A 19,031-nucleotide genomic window follows, 5' to 3' on the forward strand; every position below is an offset into this window, starting at 1 on the left:
AATGGAAAAAGTAAATGACTTAATGAATAACAAAATAAGTTTATAAAGTATCCTAATTTTAGAGTCTTAAACATGACGACGACTAGCCTCCTTAACCATCGTTACAAATTCATTTCATTAAATCAGCTTATCATGACTTTTTCTGTTTTCTAAAAAATAACGGCAATCCTTCTCTTTAGAACCTCTAAAAAATACCTCTGCCCCTTAAGTCCTTTTATTATCGTATATTTAAGCACCTTGAAAGGCAAAAAAGAAAACATATAATAGAAAATTCTACGCTAGAATTAAATGCTTGTTATTTATTCTAGTTTTTCAGAAGCCCTTGCTTTATTTATTATAGATAGATTGTATGTTTTAGAAAATAAAAACACTCGAAAGGGGGAAATCGAAAAATCGTTTTTATTATGAAATACTTAATACTCGTTTGGGGCTGTATACTACTGATCCCTTTTTGCGGGATTGGTCAAACTGGACCAGGAGGTGTCGGAACCACTGACGGCAGTTCTTCTCTTCGTGTTTGGTTAAAATCTGACGATCTTGATGCTGATGGCGATAACACTGATAATCCTACCAATGGAACTGCTGTTTCTCAATGGTCTGATTTTAGTGGAAGTGCGAATCATTTTACACAAACAGGAGCAAATCGCCCTACCTATACAACAGGAACATTCAATGCTGTCAACTTTGATTCTAATGCAGCAACCCCTCAATTAATGAATAACAGTACAACCGGATTTTATACCAACGGTAGTACTTTTTTTGTAACCAATACGGTCAATACTGGTCCTTCTCATACTTTATTTGACAATGGCACTTTTTCCCTTAGAGCAGAACAATGGTTCAATACTAGTAGAGTTGGTTTTACCCACTATGGAGTTGCAGATTACAGCACTACTATTGCTTCTCCATTTGGAACAAACGCAATCATCTCCTATCATAAAACAGGAACTTCTTCCAATCTAGATGTAAGAGTAAATACTGCAACGCAAGCTTTAAATATTGGAGCAACCAACAAAGGAATTCCTTTTGACAGAATTGGTAAAGCAACAGCCTCTGCAGATGAAGCAAGTGGAGATTTTTTCGAAATATTACTATACAACAACAGGCTTAATGCTGCCCAAATAATTATCGTAGACAATTACTTAAGTGCCAAATACGCAAATATCCCTATCCCTATTGATGTATATAATGAAGATGATATTGCGGCAGGAAATTACGATCATGATGTTGCCGGTATTGGTCGAGTTAATGCTACGAATCTGCATAATGATTCTCAGGGAACCGGAATTGTACGAATATCAAATCCTACAAACTTAAATAATGATGAATTTTTTATGTGGGGACATGACAATGGAACCTTACTTATAAACAACACTACAGATATCCCAACCGGAATAACAGCCAGGTTCGACAGAGTTTGGCGGGTTAGTGAGGTTAGCACTACTGGTACTCCCGTAAATGTAGGTGGCATTGATATGCAATTCGACCTGAGCGGGATTACAGGAATTACCACTTCCAGTTTACGACTCCTGATTGACTCAGACAATGATGGAAATTTTAATGATGAAACTCCTATCTCCTCAGCAATCGATCTTGGCGGAAACACATATGGGTTTAATGGAGTAACTGCATTAGCTAATAACCTTCGCTTTACTATAGCACTAGGCAAACGAACTATTATCACAAATCGAAGAATTACATACAGAATACGAAAAAATTAATCGTATTAGAATATATTTTTACTATAAAAAAAACAAATAGCATTATAAGACAAAACAACTGATAATTAAAATATTCCTTCATTTTAAAAAGTTAGTATTGAGAATTCTTTTTTAACTTTAATAAGATTGTAAAAAAGAATCAATAAATATTATTTCAACTTTTTATTCTATTTTTGATAAACACAATAAGAAAATATGTCCACAAATACTATTGACCCCAACATATGGGTGGATAAGTACGGTGATTACTTATTCAATTACACCATTGTAAGAGTAGACGATAAAGAAATTGCTCAGGATTTAGTTCAGGAGACCTTCTTTGCCGGACTTAAATCTATGAAAAATTTTAAAGGAGAAGCTAGTGAACGTACCTGGCTGGTTTCTATTTTGAAAAGAAAAATTATAGACCACTACCGAAAGATCAATAGTAACAAAGGAAAGGCAGAAGTACGGATAAATTACAATGACAGTTCCGAATCAGAAGGAGACTGGTTAGAGGAAAAAGTAGCAGATCCTTTTGACCTTAATGCAGAAAATGAAATTGAGAATAAAGAACTAGGATTAGCAATACATAATTGCATTGAAAAACTTCCCGAAAAGCAGGCTCTTATTTTCAAAATGAAAACCATTCAAGGGTTTGATACAGAAGCCATCTGTAATGAATTTAATATTACTGCGTCTAATCTATGGGTAACAATCCATAGAGCAAGAACAGCGATGGCTGAGTGCTTAGAAAAAAATTGGTTTTAGAATTATGAGCAAGGCTAGTAAGTTTTTTATTAATTGTGAAGAAGCGAATCTCTTTTGCGACAAAGATCAATACGAGGAAGCTTCTTTCTGGGAAAAAATACGTTTGAAAATTCATGTGTTATATTGCCGTGTATGTCAAAAATATGTAATAAGAAACCGAAAACTTACTAATACTATGAAAGAGGCCAAAGTCATAACAATTAACCAGGAGGTTAAAGAAATTATGAAAAAAAGATTACAACAGGAAATGAAAAAAAGTAGCAACCAATCCATTCAATCGTAAACAATTTAAAAATCCCTAGAGACCCCCAGAATAATTAAGACATTGCTATGAAACGAAGTAACAGACTATTCATTTCTCATGAGGAAGCAAAAATGATTTGTGATAAAAATCAATATGGAGAAGCTTCTTTGCTAGAGATTATAAAATTAAACATCCGACTTATTTTCTGTGCGCTTACCAGAGCATACAGCAAAAAGAACGGAAAATTATCTGACTGCATAAAAAAGGGAAAACCTCAAACATTATGCAAAGAACAGAAAGAGGTTATGAAGAAAAATATCCTGGAGAAGATGAACGAATAATTACCTAAGCACCAGAAGGATTCCCAGCCACATAATCGGAACGCTTTCTACCCAAAAAGAGCAAAAATATTCGGATTGCTCTTTTTTAGTACCCCATAAAAACAGTAAACTTATTGCTGTAATGGAAATTGTACTTAGAATTTCGGCTGACATCAATTCTTCTTTAGCTCCCGTCAATAACAAAAAGAATACTAACAATACCCCACCAAACACCTTAGCCCTAGTAACACCTATCATCTGTGGAATTGTACCCAGATCTTCATCATCATATTGCAAATCCCTTACCTCAAAAGGCATCATCATCACAACTACAAAAAGAAACCGTTGAATTGTCTCTACTAACACATCCATATCAATGGCGATCCGCACATGAATAATTGGCATTAGTACAGAAACTCCTGCCCAAACAATCCCTATAATAAATATCTTCACCCCAGCATAACTCCTCAAATTTTTCTTATTCGGAAAAACAGGAAAAGCATACAAAACAGTTAACAAAACAAAGGGAACTAAAATCACCACAGTTCTAAGTGGCATCAGAAATGTATAATACAAAAACAACACAGCGCACGCTATGGTCAGAAAACGAATCCCTCTCATAGACCCTGTCAGTCGTTTGTGATACAACTTGGAAACATTTGCATATTTCACCAGGTTATACGCCACAATAACTCCTAAAAAACTAAAGATTAAAAACTGATAATCAATAGGTAACTCATATTTCATAAAAGTTACAACAACCAAACAGCAAACAGCAATCGCTACATGTATACTTCCATTCACATAGAAGTCAAATATTCGTTTTAAGGTTTTCACATTGCAAAGTTAAGTGAATCTGTTAATAACACCTGAAATTAGTTAAAAACTTTATTCACCCATGTTAAAATAACTATAACGTTTTAGTGATTAAATACGTATTTTTGGCGTCTAATTTTCAACTGTTTTTAGCTATGAAAACTGATTCGTTTAAACTACGCCATATCGGTCCTTCTGAGAAAGAACTGGATAGCATGTTAGATACTATAAAAGTAGACTCCGTAGATCAATTAATCTACGAGACTGTCCCTGATGATATTTTATTAGATAACCCCTTGAATCTTCCACCTGCTTTAAGCGAACAGGAATATTCTGCAAGCATGCTGAAATTAGCTGCGAAAAATAAAATCTTTAAAACCTTTATTGGATTAGGATATCACGAAGCTTGTTTACCTGCAGTAATCCAACGAAACATTCTGGAAAATCCAGGATGGTATACTGCTTATACTCCGTATCAGGCAGAAATTGCACAAGGACGATTAGAAGCGTTATTAAACTTCCAGACGATGATCTGTGATCTTACAGGAATGGAACTGGCAAATGCTTCTCTTCTGGATGAAAGTACAGCAGCAGCAGAAGCAATGACGATGTTATTTGCTGTCAGATCCAGAGATCAAAAGAAAAACAACGTTTCTAAGTTTTTTGTGTCAGAAGAAATTCTACCACAAACCCTATCACTTTTACAAACAAGAGCTACCCCATTAGACATAGAACTAGTTGTTGGTAATCATGAGGAATTTGATTTCTCTGATTCTTTCTACGGAGCAATCCTTCAATACCCTGGAAAATCAGGACAGGTATACGACTACGCTGATTTTACTAAAAAGGCTCATGAAGCAGGAATCAAAGTTGCTGTAGCAGCAGATATTCTGAGCTTGGTAACCTTAAAGTCTCCAGGAAGTTTTAATGCAGATGTTGTTGTAGGAACTACTCAGCGCTTTGGTATTCCATTAGGATACGGAGGACCACACGCTGCTTATTTTGCAACAAGAGAAGAGTTCAAGCGAAATATCCCTGGAAGAATTATTGGTATTACCCAAGATACAAATGGTAATAGAGCCCTGAGAATGGCACTGCAAACCAGAGAACAGCACATAAAAAGAGATAAAGCAACCTCTAATATTTGTACTGCACAGGTATTATTAGCCGTTATGGCAGGAATGTATGCCGTATATCACGGTCCTAAAGGACTTACCTATATTGCTAATAAGGTACATTCATACACCCATACACTAAGTCAGGAATTAAAAAAATTAGAGCTACAACAAGTAAACGCTACTTATTTCGATACAATTACATTAAAAGCTGATGCTGCCAAGACAAAAGAAATAGCAGAATCAAAAGAAGTAAATTTCTACTACCCAGATAATGAAACTGTTTCTATTTCTCTAAATGAAGCTACTACAATAGATGACATCAATACTATCCTCTCTATTTTTGCTCAATTAAAAGGAAAAACAGCAACTAAAGTGAATAACATAGATGTTCAGACAACAACCCTTCCTGATCATTTACAAAGAACTACTGAATTCCTTACGAATGAAGTATTCAATGCATATCATTCGGAAACTGAATTAATGCGTTATATCAAAAAATTAGAGCGCAAAGATCTATCACTGAATCATTCTATGATTCCATTAGGCTCATGTACAATGAAGCTTAATGCCGCATCAGAGATGCTCCCATTAAGTAATCCGCAATGGGGAAATATTCACCCTTTCGCACCGGTAGCACAAGCACAAGGGTATCAGGAAGTATTAAAACAATTAGAAGACCAATTAACAGAGATCACTGGATTCGCAGGAACTTCATTACAACCAAACTCAGGAGCGCAAGGAGAGTTTGCCGGACTAATGGTTATCAGAGCATATCATGAATCCAGAGGAGATCACAACAGAAATATCTGTCTTATCCCATCTTCAGCACATGGTACCAACCCTGCTTCTGCTGTAATGGCTGGAATGAAAGTAGTAGTTACAAAAGCTACTGAAGAAGGAAATATAGATGTAGAAGATCTACGAGAGAAAGCAATCAAACATAAAGACAATCTGGCAGCTCTAATGGTTACTTACCCTTCTACTCATGGAGTGTACGAATCAGCCATTAAAGAAATCACCAAAATCATCCATGATAACGGAGGACAAGTATACATGGATGGAGCCAACATGAATGCACAGGTAGGTCTGACTAACCCAGGTGCCATTGGTGCAGATGTCTGTCATTTGAACCTTCATAAAACATTCGCTATACCACATGGCGGTGGCGGTCCTGGCGTAGGACCTATTTGCGTAGCAGAACAGCTAGTTCCATTTTTACCTGGTAACCCTGTTATTCCTTCGGGAGGAGAAAAAGGAATTACCGCTATATCTTCTGCCCCATGGGGATCAGCATTAGCCTGCCTTATCTCATATGGATACATCACTATGTTAGGAGCAGATGGACTAAAAAGTGCTACTATCCACGCAATCTTAAATGCGAATTATATCAAAGAAAGACTAGAAGGTCATTATCAAACCCTTTATTCCGGAGAAAGAGGACGTGCTGCACACGAAATGATTCTGGATTGCAGGCCTTTTAAAGCACACGGTATCGAAGTTACGGATATCGCTAAGCGATTAATGGATTACGGATTCCATGCTCCGACAGTTTCATTCCCTGTTGCCGGTACTATTATGATAGAACCCACAGAAAGTGAAAACAAAGCTGAGTTGGATCGTTTTTGTGATGCTTTAATAGCAATTAGACAAGAGATAGCAGAAGCTACCGCAGAAAACCCGAATAATGTATTAAAAAATGCCCCTCATACACAGGCTATGCTTACGGCTGACACTTGGGATCTACCATATACCAGAGCGCAAGCTGCCTATCCTCTTCCGTATATTGCAGACAATAAGTTCTGGCCATCTGTTCGTCGTGTAGACGATGCCTATGGAGACAGAAATCTGATCTGTACATGCGCTCCAATAGAGGCTTATTTAGAAGCATAATACCAGTTATATAATCTCCACAAAAAAGGCTAAGTGTACACTTAGCCTTTTTTATTATTTTTCACTGATAAACCAAAAACAATTTCCCTTTCCCCTATTCCTCTTCGTCCATTCCCTCTTGAACTATAGAAATAATCTTACTTCTCACATCTTCATCATCGAGATAATGTAACAATGCTTCTTTCAGAAAATCTCTTTGTCCGTATAAAACGTCCGGCTCTTCTGCCAACTTTGCTCCCGGTTTCAGCATCTTTCCTTTACCCGTAACTAGCCATACCGGATTCAACTCTGTATATAAATTGATTATCTTTTCTATAAAATCACCTCCAATATTACTATTAACAGATTGTAACCTATGCAAATAACCTGCACTAGCACCGATCGAAAGACTAAAACTCCTCAAGCTTACCCTTCTAAATTCTGCAAATGCAATTACTCTATCTAAAATTTTATTCGGTTTATCCAAAATAACTATATTTTATTTGTTTATATATACTATTTTATATAGTTTTGTATACAGAACTATAACATTTCGTTCACAAATATAGTCATTATCAATATAATATTAGCCAATAACCCATGATAAAACCGGAAGAACGCGACTCTATTATTAAAATAATCGGGAGCAAACACGTAAAAAAGATTCAAGATCACTTATCCAAAAACAACATTACAGCACCAAATAACAAACCTTATTCCAAAACGATCATATCGTACATTTTATCTGGAAAGAGAGAGAATGAAGTCATAGAGAATGCTATCATTGCATTTGCCCACAGTAAAATGCTTGAAAAAGAAAAAAATCAAGAAATCAAGGACTTACTAACGAAAAAACATTTAAGAAAAACATAAACTTTTCTTTAAAAACACACAAAAAAGAAACCAAACCTTATGATTTATCAGTACAATTCACACTGGTTTTTATTTCTACTTTTTGATACAGAAAAACAGCATAAACAAAACTTGCCCTTTTATTTTTGGATACACATTTGTTTTAAAAAAGCAGCACATACATTCAATAACATCATAAATAAAATATTACACACAGATAATTTTAGATAAAAAAAACAAAAAAACTCCACTATAAAGAAAAAATTATATAAAGAAGATTGTCCTGTATCCCCTTCATAACTCCGTAACCCTAGTTAGAATACCGGGCAATCTTTTCAAAAAACTATCAGATCTTTCTACAAAAAATGAAATATCTCCATTTTAAACTCTATATTTCGGCTATCATATAAGAACTATATCATGTACGAAGGGAGTTTTCCTCACAAACGCTACAAAAAAACATTAGAATTTCTACGCAAGCATGTTCCTGCTCCTGTTTCTGTTCTTGATCTCGGAGTAGAAAATCCTTTTGTGGAGTTCATGAAAAAAGAAGGGTATACCGTGACCAATACAAAAGGCGAAGATCTCGATATTGACACCTCTTCTCTTTCTCAAAAAACAGAGGTTGTTACTGCTTTTGAAATTTTCGAGCATCTTTTATCTCCTTTTACCGTTTTGCAAAACATCAAAGCGGATAAATTAGTAGCTTCGATCCCAATGCGACTATGGTTTTCTCCTGCTTATCGAAGTAAAACTGATCCTTGGGACCGTCATTACCATGAATTTGAAGCCTGGCAATTCGATTGGCTCTTAGAAAAATCCGGCTGGGAGATCAAAGCAACAGAACAATGGACACATCCTGTAAAAAAAATAGGTTTCAGACCTTTACTTCGTTTTTTTACTCCTCGGTATTACATTGTATACGCGGAGCGAAAAAAGCAATAGTTCTGCTAAAAAAAGTTTACATTGAGAGTATACATTATCATACCCGCATATAACGAAGAAAAATACCTCAGCGCTACACTGGACTCTTTAATAAACCAGACAGCTCCTGCCAGTAACATTGTTATTGCCGATGATAACTCTACAGATAACACTGCAACTATATGCAAGTCTTATGTAGAAAAACACCCAAACATCAGCTATATCAAAACTTCTGAAACCGGAGACCACCTTCCCGGAAGCAAAGTTATTAATGCTTTCTATCAGGCATATAATTCTATTGATCAGGAATACGATATCATCTGTAAATTTGATGCTGATTTGATCTTCCCTTCTGATTACCTAAAAACGATATGCACTGCTTTTACAGAAGATCCTGCCGTAGGAATGGCAGGAGGTTTTTGTTATATCCAGAAAAACAATACCTGGGTACTAGAAAATTTAACCAACAAAGATCATATCCGAGGAGCATTAAAAGCATATAGAAAACCCTGTTTCGAAGCAATCGGAGGCTTAAAGACTGCTATGGGATGGGATACCGTTGATGAGTTACTGGCACAATACCATCAGTGGTCCATAAAAACAATCGAAACACTACATGTCAAACATCTAAAACCTACGGGACATACCTATACCGCCAAAGCCAGGTATAAACAAGGAGAAGCTTTCTACAAAATGAGATATGGTTTTATAATTACTGTGATCGCTTCTATCAAACTGGCACTATTAAAAAAGAAACCTTTACTGTTTTTTGATTATATCATCGGCTTTTTTAAAGCTAAACAACATAAATGTTCATATTTGGTATCTAAAAAAGAAGGGGCATACATCCGCTCCCTGAGATGGAAAAAAATTAAAGAAAAAATATTGAGATAAACAGCTTCAATACAGAAGCACAAAACTATTTATTGCAAAATAATTATCAATCGTATCATCTTTTGTTATTTCAAATAAAAAAGAGCTCAACAGTTTGTTGCGCTCTTTTTCCTTCTATAGTATGTTGTTATCTATTCTAATATAAAAGAAAGTACCTCTCCCGTTGCTCCGTTAGGAAATGATATCCCTAATAAAGCAGCAATAGTCGGTGCTATATCTGTAATTTTGGTTTCCATTGTTGTACTCCCCTTTCGCACTCCATTTCCGTAGAAAAACAACGGAGCATGTGTATCATATGTCAATCCACTACCATGAGTAGACCCTGTATGAGAATACACAATGGTAGCCGGATCAAAGACAAAAACGATATCTCCACTTCGTTTTTGATTATACCCTTTCTGGATTCTATGTGCAATCCCTTCTGAGTAACTTGTTCCTTCTAACTGACTTCTCGTGTATACTTTTTCTATTTCTTTTTGCTGTAAAACAAAATGAGCCAATGCACGCTCTAAATCTGCAATGGAAATTGCATTTTCCTGTAATACTTTATAATCAAAAAAGAGCTGATTATTCGATATGTTTTTAATAAGTCCATCAACCTTATACATTTCCTTCACAAACGTTTTTACTGCTGTCTGAAACGACTTCATATCAAAGTAACCGGCAGGAATTTTTACAGACTGCAAATAAGCAGGTACATGCACTGCTCCGTGATCCGCAGTAAGGAATAAAGTATATGCTCCTTTGCCTACTTTTGCATCCAGCGCTTCGAATAGACGTTTTAGATCCTTATCCAATCTTAAGTACGTATCTTCTATTTCTTTGGAATTTACACCAAAGTTATGCCCTACATAGTCCGTACTAGAGAAACTAACCGTTAGAAAATCAGTAATTGCATCACGCCCTAAATCCTCTCCATCAATTGCCGCAATCGCAAAATCTGCTGTCAGACTATTCCCAAAAGGAGTTGACTTCAGAATATCATATCCTCCATTTGTCTTTCCCAGTTTCTTTAAATCATAAGGAAAGGTTGCTGTTTCTTTTCCTTTAAATCCTCGTTCATATGCATTCTGATCTGAACCACTTTCTGTATAAGTACTTATATCAAACAACGTATTCCAGGGTTTCATATAGGCATCAACTTTCTTAGCATCATTAAACTTTTGTACCCAGGCTGGTAATTGATCTACATAATAGGAACTCGTTATCCAGTTTCCTTCCTTACTCCCCTTAAACCAATAGGCTGCATTTGCCGTATGACCAGCCGGCAGAATTGCTCCTCTATCTTTTAGGGAAACTCCGATGGTTTTTCCTTTCATTTGTGTATGCAATCGATTCTGATCTGCAATACTGGTGGTTTTCATTCGATGCGGAGACATCTTACCTGCTACACTCTCAGTTCCTACAGGTGCTACCGAATCATCTCCCGCACAATACACCATCTTCTCTTCGAATTTATTATACCAGTTATTGGATATGATTCCGTGATTCTGAGGAGTTGTTCCTGTATATACAGAAGCGTGTCCCGGTCCTGTATAAGTCGGCACATAATTAAAGTGATTGTTTTTACAATTAAAACCTTGTGTTACTAATCGTTTAAACCCTCCTTCTCCAAACCTCGCATAAAAGCGTGTGATATAATCATATCGCATCTGATCCACCACTACTCCTACCACTAACTTAGGAGTACTGTGTAAGTTGACCGGTGTATTCGAATCAGTTATTTTCTTCTGAGACATCCCAGAAAACACGCCTATTATAACTAAAACGGCGAAGAGTAATTTGTTTTTCATTATTTCTCTGAATTTAAAGCTCAAAAATACCATATAAATAAATGCAAAACTTTATTAGTTCGTTAAAAGCGCTCGATATTTTTTTTCTATTTTAGCCTTTCTAATTAAGAACACATGTTTTATTTGGATGACATAGGTCGCTATGTTTTAATGTTGAAAGGGGTTTTTAGTCGAATGACCAAAGGCGCTGTACTAAGAAACCTTATTCTCAAAGAAATTGATGATCTTATAATGGGATCGCTGGGAATTACAATATTTCTAGCTTTTTTTATCGGTGCTGTTGTCGCTATACAAACAGCCTTAAACCTAACCAACCCTTTAATCCCTAAACAACTTATTGCCTTTGCCTCCAGACAATCTGTAATTCTGGAATTTGCGCCTACTTTTATTTCTGTTATTATGGCTGGAAAAGTAGGTTCATTCATTACTTCCAGTATAGGAACTATGCGTGTAACAGAACAAATTGATGCTTTGGAAGTGATGGGAATAAACTCCCTGAACTACCTCGTGTTTCCTAAAATTATCGCTATGCTAATGTACCCTTTTGTGATTGCCATTGCTATGTTTGTAGGTATTTTTGGAGGATATATTGCAGGGGTTTACGGTGGATTTGTATCTAGTAGTGAATTCATTTCCGGGTTACAAGAAGACTTTATTCCATTTCATTTGGTCTATGCTTTTATAAAAACTTTTATATATGCCTTTTTCCTGGCAACCATCCCTTCTTTTCACGGATATTATATGAAGGGAGGAGCCCTAGAAGTAGGTAAAGCGAGCACCTCCTCTTTTGTCTGGACAACAGTTGTTATCGTCATCGCTAATTATATACTCACGCAATTGCTATTAAGCTAATGATAGAAGTAAAAAATTTACATAAAGGTTTTAACGGAGAGAAAATCCTCAAAGGGATCACCACTTCTTTCGAACGTGGTAAGACAAATCTGATTATAGGAACTAGTGGTAGTGGTAAGACAGTATTTCTTAAATGTCTTCTGGGACTTTTTACTCCAGAAGAAGGGAGTATCTGCTACGATGGGAAAACCTATTCTGATCTGGGCTCAAAAGAACAAAGAGACCTCCGGGAGCAAATGGGAATGGTATTTCAGGGAAGTGCCTTATTTGATTCCATGACTGTCGAAGAGAATGTTATGTTTCCTCTAATGATGTTTTCTAAACAGAGTAAATCCGAAATGTTGGATCGTGTTCATCAGGTTATAGACAGGGTGCATCTGGAAAATGCTAATAAAAAACTCCCCTCCGAAATTAGTGGAGGAATGCAGAAAAGAGTTGCTATTGCACGAGCGATTGTCACCCGACCTAAATACTTATTCTGCGACGAACCAAACTCTGGACTTGACCCCAGAACAGCTATTGTCATTGATAACCTCATCAAAGAGATTACTGAAGAGAATGATATTACTACTGTCATCAATACGCACGATATGAATTCCGTAATGGAAATCGGAGAGAAAATTATCTTTCTACAAAAAGGTCACTTAGAGTGGGAAGGAAATAAAGATCAAATATTCCTAACAGATAACAAAGCCGTTACTGATTTTGTGTATTCTTCTAACCTGTTCAAAAAAGTAAGAGATGCTCAAATAAAAGGTCTATAACAATATTCAACCTATCAATTAAAAAAAGGACTAGTTAACACTAGTCCTTTTTTTATTCTATGCATTGACAATACCTGACAATTATTTAATCAATAGGGTATCGACTTTCATTTCTTTAGTAATCCACTCTCTTAATTTGTCTTTTCTTAATTGATTCAAACTATCAGAGACCTGAAATTTCCATATAGGAAAAAGAACCTTTACTGTATCTACTTTAATAAAATTAGACTGCAACACCTCTCCATATCCTAACTCCTTTAGATCCGGGAATCTAATTTTAGCATCTTTTGCAATCGTACTATACGGCAATCCTACTACAGGAGTTACTTTGGCTTCTTCTAGCTGAGTCTCGAGGTCTTTGATCCTATTTTGTAATTCTTCAATTTCAGCATTTAACCCTTCTACAATATTCCTGCTCTTACTCAATTCTTCTCGTGTATCTTTATACGCATTAGAAAGCAATTCATAACTCTTGGTATCACTTCCTTTTATCTTTAGTTTTACATCTTTCAAACTTGGATACAACGGATTACTGGAAATCTCATTCAACAAATCACTTTTTGTCGCTTCTGTAATTTCATTATAAAAATTAAGGAATAATGTCTGTGTTTTAAAATTCGCATCCCAATCAATCAGCATCAATGATTTATTAGACTTCACTTCATTAGTCACAAAGTTTTTAGTCTGGCTATCAAACTTGCTTTCTCTATAGACATCAATAAATGTCAAGATCGCAGGAATCATTACTAAAATTGCTACAAAAGAAGCGATTCTGGCTATTAATTTTCTACGAGCTGAGTTGGCATACCTAAGCATCGGGAATCTCAGTAATTTCAATACCAGGAAGGTAGCAAGCCCAATAAATATGGTATTGATTATAAACAGGTAGATTGCCCCCAGAGCATATCCATATTTTCCTACTGCCAGACCAAACCCTACTGTACATAAGGGAGGCATCAGGGCAGTAGCAATTGCTACTCCAAAAATTACACTGGCAATGGTTCCTTTTTTTGTTCTGGCAATAATTAATGCCAATCCCCCAAAAAATGCTATCAGTACATCTCTGATATCAGGTCGGGTTCGCGCCAATAACTCTGATGATTCTTCTCTTAGCGGGAAGAAAGTAAAAAACAAAAAGGCTGTAAATACACTCAGCACCACCATCACCCCAAAATTAATAAGTGATTTTCTCAAGGTATCAATATCATTTACCGCAATAGACAGCCCCATTCCCAGAATAGGTCCCATTAACGGAGATATTAACATGGCTCCGATGACTACGGGAATCGAATTCGCGTTCAATCCTACCGATGCGATAAAAATCGAACAGATCAGAATCCAGGCGGTTGCCCCTTTGATCGAAATATCTTTCTTTATTGCTTCTACAGTACTCTCCCGATCTGTATCATCTCTAAAGTCTAATAACTCTCTTAAAAAACTAAGGATACTAACAAAAAGTCCTTTGGCATCTTTTTTTACTGCTTCTTTTTGTTCTTCTACTCGTTGTTCTTTTTCCTGATCGTTTAAATCCTGTGTGTTTTCTTCCATAATTATCCGAATTGGTTGCCGTATTTCTCTACTACTTTTTTAAGAACTCCTTTGATATCCTGCTCTTTCTTTTTAGGATAGATCAATAGTACTTCTTCCTTGTCTACAATAATGTAATCTTCTAATCCATCCACTACGACTACCTTATCTGTAGCAGTTCGGATCATATTCCCGGAAGCATCTTCTGATACCACACGAGCATTTACCACTGCATTTTCTGCCGCATTCTTATCCAGTTTATCATATAAAGAACCCCAGGTCCCCAGGTCACTCCAGTCAAAAGTAGCTGGTAATACGTATACATTATCTGCTTTCTCTAAAATAGCATAATCAATAGATATATTTTCTGCCAACGGATAATTTTCCTGAATAAAATCGTTCTCCTGCTCAGTATTATAGACCATTGACCCTTTGCGAAACAATGCAACCATATCTTTTTGAAATTTTTCAAAAGCATGGATGATACTTCTGGCACTCCAGATAAAGATTCCTGCATTCCACAGATAATTCCCTTCTGAGAGAAACTGTTTAGCCGTTTCGTAATCTGGTTTTTCAGTAAACTGGGTTACTTTTTTTATAGCTGTTTCTTCTTTCTCATACTGAATATACCCATAACCTGTATTAGGAAAAGCAGGTTGAATACCCATCGTCATCAGAATATCTTTTTTAGCACATGCATCAAAACTTTTTTGAAGTCCCGCTATAAAAGCATCTTCATTTTCTATCCAATGATCACTTGGCGCTACTGCCAATAAGGCATCTGGATTTTCTTTTTGTATTTTCAAAGCTGCATACAGAATACACGGAGCTGTATTCCTCATAGCTGGTTCTGTAACCACTTGTCTTTCTTCTACTTCTGATAATTGCTCTAATACTAGTGAGGCATATCGTTCATTGGTAAGAATAAAAATATTCTGAGCAGGAATAATTTTAGTCAATCTGGCAAATGTCTTTTGTATCAGTGTCTCTCCTGTTCCCAACATATCGTGAAATTGTTTGGGAAACGTCGTCGTACTGACTGGCCAAAATCTAGATCCAACTCCGCCTGCCATTAAAACGGCATAATAGTTTTTATTCATACTTAGTCTAATAGTTCTACTTCTGCATTTGGATTAAAAAGATACATTCTTCCGGTACTAACCTCCATACATTCGTATCTTTTTACGCGTTTATTACCTTTTTGAAAGATCTTCCCATTATAAATCCTAAACTGGCTTCCCAAAGGCAATTCAAAGATATAATTTTTATCATTTTCCGGATCGAATTGCTTTAATGCTATCGACATCTTCTCGTCGGTATCACTACTCGCTCTTGGGTTCTTAAAATGATTTGCTATCACCGGCAATAACTTAGACGGAAAAACCTCTGGATTAATATACGGCAACATCAAGTGCTGAAAAGTCCGTTTCCATTCCATTCCATGGGGTTTTATATGCCTGCCATATTTCTCAAACGATACCAGATGTGCTATTTCATGAATAAGTGTAATCAAAAAACGATATTTATTCAATGACGCATTTACTGTAATCTGATGTCTTCCATCCGGCATTCTTCTATAATCACCATGTCTGGTCATTCGCTCATTGACTATTTTTAAATGCACATTGCATTTTACAATCAATGAAAATGCTGGTTCTACTGCCCGTTCCGGAATATATCTAGTAAGAATTTCTTTCACGGTTGCAAAATACAAAATAAAGCGCACCTTAGCGATACGCTTAGTCCATAATTTCACTACCGAATCCACTTCAAATATACAATTACCAACCCTGCCATAACCACTCCTGGCCATATATAAAATAATAATAACAGTACTTGCCTTATTCCCTGCCAGCCAAAATAGATCCCTTCTCGTGCATCTTCCCAAAAAGTATCTTGTTTCTTTCCAGAAAGAACACCTTCTTTAATTTCTTCATATACTTCCAGTTCCAGCGTACTATATTCTGTCTTATCATTCCAATACAACATACTTCCTTTTATCACTTCTATTTCTTCTTGTAATCTTCCTATTTTCCCTTCCGCCATTAAAACATCTTCTACTGTTTTTGCTTTTCCCCTGAGAATTTCTTCATACCTAATCCTGACTGCTTCTTTGGTTTTTAATCTGGAAGCCGCATCAATATATTCCATCGTTACATCGGTAGCTTTACTGTTTCTATAGTCAATTTCCAATACCAAATCATTTATACGACTCATGACAACTTCCAGTGATGCTTCGGGGACACGAATTACACCTTTGCTTTCTTTAGCGTAGCTGTTATCCTCAAAATGTTCTTCTGCAAAATAGCCTCCTGCTCCTCTAACGATTTTTTTTATAGTCGCCATCCTTAAATACAGGCTGTCCACTTTTGCCCGAAAACGAACATTTTTAATAATCTTCTGGGTATCCCGAAGGGAGACCGTATGTTCTTTTACTGTTTGCTTCTGATCACTTTCTCTAATCATAGCTGTTTCTGTTGTCTCAGTTCCCAGAGAAATCATTTCTGCTGAACTCATTTTCCGGCTTTTGTTTTCTGAACATCCTCCGAGTATAAAAAACAAAGAAATTCCCAGAATATACATTCCATATTTTTTCATCTTATCCATATTTATATTATTTTAGAAATCAGCGATTATATATTGATTTCCTCCATAAAGTTTTACTATCTTGTTATCGTATATGACAAACCTAGTATCCTGCAGATGAACTTTCTTGTAAAACTCTTGAAAAGCAATTGCAAAAGGTTTTACAACAACACAAACACCTATAATTTAAAAGCTTACTAATATTACTGCTGTAGAAAAAATAGCCTTCGAGTCCCTGAAAAAAGCACTTTCTAAAACTTTTTTGGAACGTCATACCACTGCGAACCATGATATTTCTACCTGGAAAGGCACGGAAATCTCTCTCTTTAGAGAAGATTTATTATTTAAAACAAAGGGAAGTATTAGCGAGAAATCGTTTTATAGCTATTTTAAAAAAGATAGCAACAAGCTTCCCCGAATTGACGTCCTACATTTGTTTGCTCAATATTGCGGATATCAAAACTGGAATGACTTTCTGAGCAATAACAGACCTGCTCCTCAGCAAAAGCAATTGAATTACAAAAAATGGCTTTTCCTTCTGGGAAGTACCGGGGCAATACTAGGAACACTTTGGGTATTTTTTTTCACGCCTGTTCCTTCAAACACCTTCTCCTTTTGTTTTATTGATCAGGACAGAGAAGAACGAATTATCAATCCACCGATTAGCATTAAGGTATTGAATAGCAAAGAATCTCCTTTTGACATAAAAAGTGATAGCACAGGATGTTTCTCCTGGACAACCAAAGATGACTTTGTCCGGTTCAGTATTACCTCTCCTTATTACAAAGATGACACTATATATCGCTCTTACACTAAACACCAACAAGAACAAATTCAGGTAAAAACAGATGATTACGCCCTGATGCTCCATTATTATGTAAATGGAAAAATTGAGGATTGGAAAAAACGGCGAAAAGAACTACATAAAATCCTTGCTGATGAGGCTACTATTTTTAAAATTTTACCTCATGGTGTTGGCGTAGAAATGTTCTCCAAAGATGATTTCATCAATACATTAACTACTCCAACTCAGGAATTAAAAAATATCCGGATTATCGATTCGAAAAGAGTTAATGGTAAGATTGTAATGTTAAAATTTAAAAGTTCATTATGAGACAGTTTCTTTATATCGTTTTATTTCTGCTCAGTATTGGCTGCTCTAACAATCGTGCTGAGAAATTCACTTCAAAAGAACAGTCCTCTACTGCTGTAGAATCTGAAGCGATCATAAAAGAAGTAATCACACCGCAACAAGCCTATACGGAGGTGATTTTTCAGAAATTAAAAGACATTATCGAAACCAGACAGCTTCATATAAAACACCCGGAATTTCCTAAAAATGACACGCTTCCTACATGGATTCATATCACTCCGCATACGCTATTAAAAAACATCGAAATCATCGATTCTGTCGCAATGACTGATTCTATTACAACAGTGAAAACCAAACTCAATTTTGAGCGTCAGAAAACAGACACCATTATATCTATCATCAAACGATCAACTGTTTTTATCGATACAATAGCAACAACATCAATCCAGATTGATTTTGAAAAAACAGAAAAGAAACAACCGTCCGTTACCTACCAAAAAGAAGTCCACACTCCCTTGCAAAAAGAAAAGTTTTCTTTAAAAGATCTGAATTTTTCATGGGAAGACATTGATAATTGCGATTGTCTTTTTTCTGTAAACGTTGAAGACACTCCTTCTCAGAAAATATTCTTCGGGCGACTTAATGATGATACTCACGGCATCCTTCAAGTTGGGATTCATGCTGCCTCAGAAAAAATTCAGGTTACCACTCCCAGAAATACAAAAAGAGCATTTGGTTCTTCCTGGAAAGAAACCTATAAGAACTCTCATTATAATATACGGATAACAGCTACTCCCGAAACTTCTAAATTCAAGGATAAATACGCTTACTCTATCAATTTCTTTTTACGAAAAAAGACCGACAACACCCTCGTCCGAAAAAATATCCTTGTTCATTGCAAATCGTAA

The 19,031-nt window shown here is 36.0% G+C and carries 19 protein-coding genes; 12 read left to right on the plus strand and 7 right to left on the minus strand.

What is annotated here, in order from left to right:
* The first annotated feature begins 404 nt into the window (after positions 1-404).
* From HN014_RS02265 to HN014_RS02280, 4 genes are all read left to right on the plus strand, one after another.
* Positions 405-1,721 carry a hypothetical protein gene (locus HN014_RS02265; protein ID WP_176027286.1) on the plus strand — a complete coding sequence of 439 codons (1,317 nt, stop codon included), beginning with the start codon at positions 405-407 and terminating at the stop codon, positions 1,719-1,721.
* A gap of 195 nt (positions 1,722-1,916) precedes the next feature.
* On the plus strand, positions 1,917-2,471 hold the full coding sequence (locus HN014_RS02270) for a sigma-70 family RNA polymerase sigma factor (RefSeq protein ID WP_176027287.1): 555 nt from the start codon (positions 1,917-1,919) through the stop codon (positions 2,469-2,471).
* Between the two features lie 4 nt (positions 2,472-2,475).
* Complete coding sequence (locus HN014_RS02275; RefSeq protein WP_176027288.1) at positions 2,476-2,754, plus strand: hypothetical protein; 279 nt, start codon at positions 2,476-2,478, stop codon at positions 2,752-2,754.
* 47 nt (positions 2,755-2,801) lie between these two features.
* A complete protein-coding gene (locus tag HN014_RS02280; protein ID WP_176027289.1) occupies positions 2,802-3,056 on the plus strand; it encodes a hypothetical protein in 255 nt (84 codons plus the stop codon).
* On the opposite strand, the gene HN014_RS02285 is transcribed toward HN014_RS02280, so the two are convergent.
* Complete coding sequence (locus HN014_RS02285) at positions 3,057-3,872, minus strand: hypothetical protein (protein ID WP_176027290.1); 816 nt, start codon at positions 3,870-3,872, stop codon at positions 3,057-3,059.
* 134 nt (positions 3,873-4,006) lie between these two features.
* On the opposite strand from HN014_RS02285, the gene gcvP reads away from it, so the two are divergent.
* Complete coding sequence (gcvP, locus tag HN014_RS02290) at positions 4,007-6,859, plus strand: aminomethyl-transferring glycine dehydrogenase (protein ID WP_176027291.1); 2,853 nt, start codon at positions 4,007-4,009, stop codon at positions 6,857-6,859.
* Between the two features lie 94 nt (positions 6,860-6,953).
* Here the strand turns inward: gcvP and HN014_RS02295 are convergent, their stop codons facing one another.
* The gene (locus HN014_RS02295) at positions 6,954-7,325 is read right to left on the minus strand and encodes a hypothetical protein (protein WP_176027292.1); all 372 of its coding nucleotides are present in this window, start codon (positions 7,323-7,325) and stop codon (positions 6,954-6,956) included.
* A 113-nt stretch (positions 7,326-7,438) separates the two neighbouring features.
* Between HN014_RS02295 and HN014_RS02300 the strand changes: the two genes are divergently transcribed.
* The 3 genes from HN014_RS02300 (at position 7,439) to HN014_RS02310 (ending at position 9,508) form a co-directional block, all read left to right on the plus strand.
* Complete coding sequence (locus HN014_RS02300) at positions 7,439-7,711, plus strand: hypothetical protein (protein ID WP_176027293.1); 273 nt, start codon at positions 7,439-7,441, stop codon at positions 7,709-7,711.
* A gap of 399 nt (positions 7,712-8,110) precedes the next feature.
* Positions 8,111-8,635 carry a methyltransferase gene (locus tag HN014_RS02305; RefSeq protein ID WP_176027294.1) on the plus strand — a complete coding sequence of 175 codons (525 nt, stop codon included), beginning with the start codon at positions 8,111-8,113 and terminating at the stop codon, positions 8,633-8,635.
* 21 nt (positions 8,636-8,656) lie between these two features.
* The gene (locus HN014_RS02310; RefSeq protein ID WP_176027295.1) at positions 8,657-9,508 is read left to right on the plus strand and encodes a glycosyltransferase family 2 protein; all 852 of its coding nucleotides are present in this window, start codon (positions 8,657-8,659) and stop codon (positions 9,506-9,508) included.
* 131 nt (positions 9,509-9,639) lie between these two features.
* Here the strand turns inward: HN014_RS02310 and pafA are convergent, their stop codons facing one another.
* On the minus strand, positions 9,640-11,301 hold the full coding sequence (gene pafA / locus HN014_RS02315) for an alkaline phosphatase PafA (RefSeq protein WP_176027296.1): 1,662 nt from the start codon (positions 11,299-11,301) through the stop codon (positions 9,640-9,642).
* A 114-nt stretch (positions 11,302-11,415) separates the two neighbouring features.
* Here pafA and HN014_RS02320 point away from each other — a divergent pair, with 114 nt between their 5' ends.
* Together HN014_RS02320 and HN014_RS02325 are read left to right on the plus strand one after the other, a co-directional pair.
* Positions 11,416-12,153, plus strand: a complete 738-nt coding sequence (locus HN014_RS02320) for an ABC transporter permease (protein WP_176027297.1) — start codon at positions 11,416-11,418, stop codon at positions 12,151-12,153.
* Positions 12,153-12,917 carry an ABC transporter ATP-binding protein gene (locus HN014_RS02325; RefSeq protein ID WP_176027298.1) on the plus strand — a complete coding sequence of 255 codons (765 nt, stop codon included), beginning with the start codon at positions 12,153-12,155 and terminating at the stop codon, positions 12,915-12,917. The genes HN014_RS02320 and HN014_RS02325 overlap by 1 nt, the downstream gene beginning before the upstream one ends.
* An 81-nt stretch (positions 12,918-12,998) precedes the next feature.
* Here HN014_RS02325 and HN014_RS02330 read toward each other — a convergent pair whose 3' ends face one another.
* From HN014_RS02330 to HN014_RS02345, 4 genes are read right to left on the minus strand one after another with little or no spacing between them, the layout of a single operon-like run.
* Positions 12,999-14,465 (minus strand): DUF389 domain-containing protein, encoded by a 1,467-nt coding sequence (locus HN014_RS02330; RefSeq protein ID WP_176027299.1) that lies wholly within the window; start codon positions 14,463-14,465, stop codon positions 12,999-13,001.
* A gap of 2 nt (positions 14,466-14,467) precedes the next feature.
* Positions 14,468-15,544, minus strand: a complete 1,077-nt coding sequence (locus HN014_RS02335; protein WP_176027300.1) for a mannose-1-phosphate guanylyltransferase — start codon at positions 15,542-15,544, stop codon at positions 14,468-14,470.
* Positions 15,545-15,546: 2 nt separating this feature from the next.
* Positions 15,547-16,143: a SprT-like domain-containing protein gene (locus tag HN014_RS02340; RefSeq protein WP_176031016.1), complete on the minus strand. Its 597-nt coding sequence runs from the start codon at positions 16,141-16,143 to the stop codon at positions 15,547-15,549.
* Between the two features lie 56 nt (positions 16,144-16,199).
* Positions 16,200-17,051 carry a DUF4349 domain-containing protein gene (locus HN014_RS02345; protein WP_176027301.1) on the minus strand — a complete coding sequence of 284 codons (852 nt, stop codon included), beginning with the start codon at positions 17,049-17,051 and terminating at the stop codon, positions 16,200-16,202.
* 241 nt (positions 17,052-17,292) lie between these two features.
* On the opposite strand from HN014_RS02345, the gene HN014_RS02350 reads away from it, so the two are divergent.
* Together HN014_RS02350 and HN014_RS02355 are read left to right on the plus strand one after the other, a co-directional pair.
* Positions 17,293-18,144, plus strand: coding sequence for a hypothetical protein (locus HN014_RS02350; RefSeq protein ID WP_176027302.1), 852 nt, complete (start codon positions 17,293-17,295; stop codon positions 18,142-18,144).
* Positions 18,141-19,031, plus strand: a complete 891-nt coding sequence (locus HN014_RS02355) for a hypothetical protein (RefSeq protein WP_176027303.1) — start codon at positions 18,141-18,143, stop codon at positions 19,029-19,031. The genes HN014_RS02350 and HN014_RS02355 overlap by 4 nt, the downstream gene beginning before the upstream one ends.

The organism is Aquimarina sp. TRL1, from assembly GCF_013365535.1.
Taxonomy (GTDB): Bacteria; Bacteroidota; Bacteroidia; order Flavobacteriales; family Flavobacteriaceae; genus Aquimarina; species Aquimarina hainanensis.